This is a genomic window from Bernardetia sp. (genome assembly GCF_020630935.1).
GTDB lineage: Bacteria > Bacteroidota > Bacteroidia > Cytophagales > Bernardetiaceae > Bernardetia.
In genome coordinates this window covers 1-6833 of the sequence record NZ_JAHDIG010000118.1, presented here as the reverse complement: position 1 = coordinate 6833, position 6833 = coordinate 1, and the positions used below count along the sequence as shown (strand labels likewise).

Below are 6833 nucleotides of genomic sequence, written 5' to 3'. Positions count from 1 at the left end.
TACCTACTACAGAAAATTCTTTTTCAAATTTAAAAAATACCAGGGATGAATTAAAAAAATACATACTGGTTAAACATAGAACAGAAATAGTCAACTTACTACCCAACGGAACAGCTGAGGAGCTAGCAGAAAAATTTGCTGAATGGTGGGTAGGACAAGAAAGAGATTTTACACATACTCCAAAACAAAGAATTTGGGTAAAAAACTCTTTACCTAAATGGGCAGAAATTGAAAAGCCTAAAAACGCCACATCTAACATCCGAAAAATAGTTCAACAAGCATGGAAGAAAGAACTTACAGAAAAAGAGACACAGCTTGTTTCTGAAAAAATTGCTAGTGGGATAGACAAAGAAGAACTCCTACAAATTTTATACTGGTCAAAATCTAATCTAGGACCAGAACAAAGAAAAAATATTTGGTTCGTGTTTGGTAAAAACTTCGAATCTATTCGTGAATGGTCAAAAGAAGCTGTAGCATGATTGAATTAAGAGAATATCAAAAACAAGCTATTGTGCAAACCAAAGAAGCTCTTGCACAATTTGATCGAGTATGTGCAGTAATGCCAACAGGAGCAGGTAAATCAACTGTCTTTTCAAGATTTGTTCAAATATGTATTCGCAATAAAAAACGAGTATTGTTTTTTGTTCATTCCAAAGAATTGGTAGAACAATTTGCACAATGTCTCATCATGCAATTTGATATTCCTTCAGGCATTATCATGTCAAAAATAAAACCTAAGCCTCACAGACTAGTTCAAGTGGCTAGTGTACAAACTTTGGTAAGAAGAGAACGCCCAGAAGCTGATGTAGTGATTATTGATGAGTGTCATCGCTCCAAAGCAAAAAGTTATGAAAAAATTATTAGTTGGTATCCTAAAGCAAAAATTATTGGTTTAACAGCTACTCCCTTCAGAGCAGATGGAAAACCACTAGGAGAAATTTATCAAAACATTGTCCATCCTGTAAAAATTAGAGAATTGATGGAAATGGGATACTTAGTTCCAACTAAAGTTTTTGTTCCTAAACAATCCGTGAATATGGAGGGAGTAAAAACCAAAGCAGGAGATTATGATATCGGAGAAATGGCAAATAGATTTTCTGATAATGGCGTAGTGGATGGAGTGGTAGAAAATTATTTAAAATTTGCCAAAGGCAAAAAGATGATAGTTTTCAATGTGAATGTAGAACATTCCAAATTGGTAAATAATAAATTCTTAGAAAATGGAATTCCTTCTGCTCATTTGGATGGAACAACAAGCAAAGCGATAAGAAGCCAAATCATTAATCAATTTAGAAATGACGAAATAAGAGTACTCAACAATGTAGCTCTTTTTACTGAGGGATTTGATGTTCCTGATACTGATGGAGTGATTCTTAATCGAGCCACAAAGAGTGAGGGATTATATGTCCAAATGGTAGGTAGAGGACTTCGTCTTGCTGAAGGAAAAACAGAATGTATTGTTCTAGATCATGGAGATAATACCATTCGCTTTGGATTTGTAGAAGATTATGATCAACGTCCTTTCAAACTTAATGAAAAGAAACAAGAAAGAGAAAGCAAACCTAGAAAATGCAAACAATGCAATCAAGGCATCATGAAGCATACTCATACTGATGAGGAAAAGATTTATTCTGCTTGTACGAGTTGTGGATTTGAAATGTCAAGAGAAAGAAAAAAGAAATTGAATCTAGGAGAAAGTGCAGAATTTGTTTTGTTGGAAAGAGATGCCATTGTTGTAGAAAAATTATACAAAGCTCCTTACTCAAAAGTAAAACAAGGAAAGATTCCTTTATCAGAGTTGAGACTTTATGAAAAGCTCAAAAAATACAAAAAAGGTTGGTCAGTTCATGCTGCAATAGATTCAGGACTAGTAGATGTAGATAAAGACAATCCTAATGCATTTAAGGAAGTCAATTTTATTTTAAGCATGGCAGAAAAACAAGCAGATACAGAAAGAATTTTAAAAGAAATCAATGAGCAATCATGACGATGGAGGAAATAGCCATATGGGGACAATCTAACGGAACACACCTTACAGGAAACTCAGGCAGGTATTATGTCAAGAATCCTTTTGGTGAGGGAAAAAGCTATGAATACAACATGTTTCCATCAAAGGCAGATTATATCAAAATTGTTCAAGGGGAGCCTGTTAGCAAAGAAGAAATGATGAAGGACATGAATACTTATCCTTACTACCATTTTGATGTAAAAACAGGAGAAGAAACTAAAACATACTATACCGATACGGAGGGAAAATTATTAGATGATCCATCAACGATGGAAGAAATGCTTGAAGTCCTTTACCAAATTCATGGTAGAGAAAATGTAAAATTCAAATTTAAAAAATGTATTACAACGAGTTTGTCAAGCTTGGTATAGATGCTCCTAATGTTACACAAGGGAAAAAGAAAGCAATTTGCCCTAAGTGTAATGGAGGTTCTAAAAATGAAAAGTCATTACGACTTTACTATGAAAGTGGTTATTACCAATGTCATAGAGCTACTTGTGGATGGAGAGGGTTTGCATCTAAGAAAAAAGAATATACTCGTCCTGAGTGGAAAAACAATACTACTCTTCCTTCAAGAACTGTAAAATGGTTTGAGGATAGAGGTATATCTCAAAAAACACTTAAATCAGCCAATGTTAGTGTTGATGAAAAAGGAAATATAGAATTCAATTATTTCAGAGGAACGGAGCTCATCAATGTAAAGACAAGATATGAGATTCAAGGAAACAAAACATTCAAACAAGTCGCAGGAGCAGAAAAAATAGTATACAATTATAACTCGCTTGAAGGAAAAAAGAAGTGCATTATTGTAGAAGGAGAAATTGATGTACTCAGTTGGATAGAAGCAGGAGTATCTAAAGAATATGGAATTATTAGTGTGGACCAAGGAGCAGGAGTAGTAGGTTCTAATTTAGGAGGAAAATTAGATTGTATTAAAACTTGTGCTATAGAGCTTGATGAAATAGACGAATTTTTTATTTGTACCGATAAAGATGCTCCTGGAGTATATCTCCAAACAGAACTAGCAAGACGATTGGGAGAATACCGCTGTTCAGTAATTGATCTACCCAAAGGAATAAAAGATTCTAACGAAGTATTACAACAAAAAGAATTTGATAAAAGTGCTAGGATACAAACTCTAAAATTACAGCTTAAAAATGCTAAGCCTGTTGATGTAGGAGGAATATATCGCCTTGATATAGATACTAAAGAAACAATGTTGAATCTCTACGATAATGGTAGAGAAAAAGGAAAATCAACACATTTCAAAAAGCTAGATACACATTTTACTTTTCTAAAAGGAGATGTTACTCTTTTTACAGGAATACCAGGCATGGGTAAGTCTCAATTTTTAAGACAGCTGATGGTTAATAAATCTTATTTCGATTCTTGGAAATGGGCATGTTTTGTTCCTGAAGATTTTCCAGCAGATTATTTCTTTGAAGATTTAGTACACATCTATACAGGACAGTCTTCAGACAAAGAAGCTAAAGACAGAGTTTCTAAAGAAGATTTTATATCAGCAATGGATTTTATATCTGATCATTTCTTTTTGATTTATTCAGATGCCAATCCTAAAACAAGTATGTCGTTACCTGATAACAAATGGATTAATGAGAGGATTCGATTTTTAAAACTCAAGCATGGCATCAATGCTTATGTAAAGGATCCTTGGAATAAAATCGCTCATAATTTTCAGTATAGAGAAGATCAATATTTAGCTAACGAGCTAACAGCTGAAGGATATTTTGCTAAACAATTTGATGCAGCAATTTATGTAGCACACCCAGTAGGTACTAAAATAATGAAAAACAAAGAGGGAGAATATAAAGTACCTGGTCCTTATGATATTTCAGGAGGATCTATGTGGCTCAATATGATGGATAATATTCTTACTGTTCATCGACCAAATAAAGTAGGATTACCCAACGATCGTACTGTAGAAATTCATGTTCAAAAAATACGAAAGAAAAAAGTAGTAGGAAAAGAAGGTGCAGTAGACTTCTTTTTTGATAAGTATAAAAGTAGGTATTACGAAGATCATAATTCTCATACCTACAATCCAATGGAAGACGAAGGAAAATCAATAAGCGATGACGAAGACCTCCCTTTCTAAACTAGTTCACAAACTTGATATAGTGCTATCAAGATATATCAGACAGCGAGATACTGAGTGTATTACTTGTGGTTCTACTTATGGATTACAATGCGGACACTTTATAGGAAGAACAGCCATGTCCACTCGCTTTGATGAAAGGAATTGTAATGCTCAATGTGGAGCATGTAATTCTAATGAACATGGAGATTTTGATGCTTATAAATATCGGATAGATGAAAAATGGGGAGAAGGTACAGCTGATGAATTAGTAAGGCTATCTAAGCAAATAAAAAAGTATGATGAATACGAATTACAAGAACTAATAAAAAAGTACAGATGAAAGAACAAATGACAGCAGAGGAATATAGAGAGTTCATCAAAAACAAAAGCTCTAAGAACAAATACAACGCAAAAAAAACGATGTATGAAGGAGTACTCTATGATTCTAGAAAAGAAGCATTCTATGCAGCAAAATTAGATTTAAGAATCAAAGCTGGAGAGATACAAAGTTGGGAAAGACAATACCCTATTGAGTTAGAAGCCTACGGAGCAAAGTCATGTACTTATAGAATTGATTTTAAAGTCATCCTTTCTGATGGTTCAATTGAGTATCACGAAGTCAAAGGAAAAGAAACTGCTCTATGGAAAGTAAAATGGAAAATGACTCAAGCATATATGGAAAAACACGAACCTGAAGCAACATTAGTTTTAATCAAATAAAAATAGCAAGATGAAAATTACACAATTAACAGGCATGATAAAAGCCGCACCAGGAATATTACTCTTTGTAATGATTGCATCATTTGTTCTCATGCTCATTATTGAGGTATTCTACAATGTAACAGCAATGACACCTCTTTTTCCTCAACTCGCATATGCGTATGTAGTAGGGGTTGGGTTTGCAGTAATTATCCAAGGAGCAAGACTAGGATTTGGACTCATAGGAATAGATGATTTCTCAAAAGGAAAATACGCACGTGGAACATTTGGTTTATTGTTCTCACTAGCTGTTACCATATTTGAAAGTTACTCATCTGCTCATATTGCATCATGGGAAGTATTTACCAACTTCTCAGATAGCATATTGCTACTTCTCAATTTTACCATATGGGTAGGCTTTGCATTAGAGTTAAGGTTAGCACTTAGTTTAGCAGGTAGCAGAATAGGAGAACAAGATGAGGAAAAAGATACTGATTGGGTAGCACCTGAGGAAAACACCGTGCAAATTACTCAGGTAGTACCCAAGATAAAAGAGAATGGTGTGGGAAAGTAACACCTCCTCTTGTGAAAACTCCCATCACAAAGAGGAGAAAACTACCCACTAAAAAAGGGAGCAATGGGAATAATAAAAGTAAACAAGTTACAGATGTGTACTTCGCACTTAAAAAAGAAAATGGGGAAGAACCATCTATTTCACAAGTAGCAAGGGTCAGGAGTATCAAGAAAAACAGTGAGTAAATATTTAAACGAAATCAAGACATGATACAATACATAAAACAAAAAATATCCAATTTCTTATTGAGGAAATTTATAGAAAACAAAGCTACTTATGTAGTGGGGAATATGGGAGTATTTTTTCCTCATAACTATGTGGAAAATCCACCTAAAAGAGAACCCTTTATTCTACTCAAATTTAAACACAAAGTAGAAAAGGAAAACTTGGGAAGTTCCGAAGGTAAAGAAGAAGTCATTATTGCTTCAATAAAAAAATATCATGGAACAATTGAATGGGTAGCAAAGGCACAACTATTCGGAGATGAATATTTTGTTGAGACATCTCAAGGCAATGCTTTTCAAATAGAAAAACTAGATGACTCAATGTTATGGGCACATATTCCTTATAGGGAGAAATACGAAAAAATCAAAGTCAGTAAATTTTTATCATTAAATCACAATCATCATGCAACACACACAAATACATCAAATACTCAACCCCAAGACTAAAGGAGTATCTAAAACAGATATGCTCTCAGAACTCAAACGAGAATTTGCACTAAGAAAAAAAGTATATCCTAAATGGATTCCTACTAAGATGCATCGCAAAGATGCTCTTACACAAATGCAACGCCTAAAAGCAACTATAGATTTATTAGAAGAACTTCTCTCCAAAGAACAAGGAGAACAAACACAATTATTCTTATGATACTAAAAGGAAAAGAAGCTGAAGAATACTTCGATAGAAATATTGATAAAACTCCAAGAGAAGCTACATCATTAGGATACTTCAAAGAAGGTGAACATTACATCGCTTTTGATGATACTAGTGGAGAACTTTTTACTGAGGCTCTTAAAACAGAGCAAGGAGCTTTGGATTGGTTGAATATGAATTATAAAAAAGAAAAAGTAGAACAACTAGCCATGATTGTAAAAATGATACTCCAACCAGTTGATCTATTCAAAGACAAAATAGATATGGACTTCCTCAATCAGTGTATTAAAGACATGAGTAATGATCTACAATCAGCTCAAAGTATTGGATTTGTAGTAGGTAAAAGAAGAGAAGATTTTGAAAAAGGAGAAGCAGAACTCAATGTATTAAAGGCATTGAAAAAACTAATTGAAGCAAGAATTGAACAAAGAAAAGTAGCAGAAAGAAAACTACAAAGAGACGCTAATTTAAACGATTTAAATAACCTAGTAAATATATTTTCATGAAAGACATACACACTTGGTTTGGGTTATCTTATGCTCAATATTTAACCATACCTAGAACAGCACTACAATCAA

The 6833-nt window shown here is 33.7% G+C and carries 10 protein-coding genes; all 10 read left to right on the top strand.

The features are described from left to right. Positions 1-479 (top strand): hypothetical protein (locus QZ659_RS19760; protein ID WP_291728700.1); only part of this gene is annotated, 479 nt, incomplete at its 5' end. Then, entirely contained in the window at positions 476-1987 is a 1512-nt protein-coding gene (locus QZ659_RS19755; RefSeq protein WP_291728699.1) for a DEAD/DEAH box helicase, read from the top strand. The genes QZ659_RS19760 and QZ659_RS19755, both read left to right, overlap by 4 nt. Before the next feature lie 2 nt (positions 1988-1989). Continuing rightward, positions 1990-2379: a hypothetical protein gene (locus tag QZ659_RS19750; RefSeq protein ID WP_291728698.1), complete on the top strand. Its 390-nt coding sequence runs from the start codon at positions 1990-1992 to the stop codon at positions 2377-2379. Then, positions 2346-4124, top strand: a complete 1779-nt coding sequence (locus QZ659_RS19745; RefSeq protein WP_291728697.1) for a toprim domain-containing protein — start codon at positions 2346-2348, stop codon at positions 4122-4124. The genes QZ659_RS19750 and QZ659_RS19745 overlap by 34 nt, the downstream gene beginning before the upstream one ends. Positions 4125-4146: 22 nt before the next feature. Continuing rightward, a complete protein-coding gene (locus tag QZ659_RS19740) occupies positions 4147-4446 on the top strand; it encodes a recombination protein NinG (RefSeq protein WP_291728696.1) in 300 nt (99 codons plus the stop codon). After that, on the top strand, positions 4443-4826 hold the full coding sequence (locus QZ659_RS19735; RefSeq protein WP_291728695.1) for a DUF1064 domain-containing protein: 384 nt from the start codon (positions 4443-4445) through the stop codon (positions 4824-4826). The genes QZ659_RS19740 and QZ659_RS19735 overlap by 4 nt, the downstream gene beginning before the upstream one ends. Before the next feature lie 91 nt (positions 4827-4917). Further along, on the top strand, positions 4918-5379 hold the full coding sequence (locus QZ659_RS19730) for a hypothetical protein (protein WP_291728694.1): 462 nt from the start codon (positions 4918-4920) through the stop codon (positions 5377-5379). A 206-nt stretch (positions 5380-5585) separates the two neighbouring features. Beyond that, positions 5586-6050 carry a hypothetical protein gene (locus QZ659_RS19725; protein WP_291728693.1) on the top strand — a complete coding sequence of 155 codons (465 nt, stop codon included), beginning with the start codon at positions 5586-5588 and terminating at the stop codon, positions 6048-6050. A 19-nt stretch (positions 6051-6069) separates the two neighbouring features. Further along, positions 6070-6249 (top strand): hypothetical protein, encoded by a 180-nt coding sequence (locus QZ659_RS19720; RefSeq protein WP_291728692.1) that lies wholly within the window; start codon positions 6070-6072, stop codon positions 6247-6249. Beyond that, the gene (locus QZ659_RS19715; RefSeq protein WP_291728690.1) at positions 6246-6761 is read left to right on the top strand and encodes a hypothetical protein; all 516 of its coding nucleotides are present in this window, start codon (positions 6246-6248) and stop codon (positions 6759-6761) included. Before QZ659_RS19720 ends, QZ659_RS19715 begins: the two co-directional genes overlap by 4 nt. Positions 6762-6833: the final 72 nt, after the last annotated feature.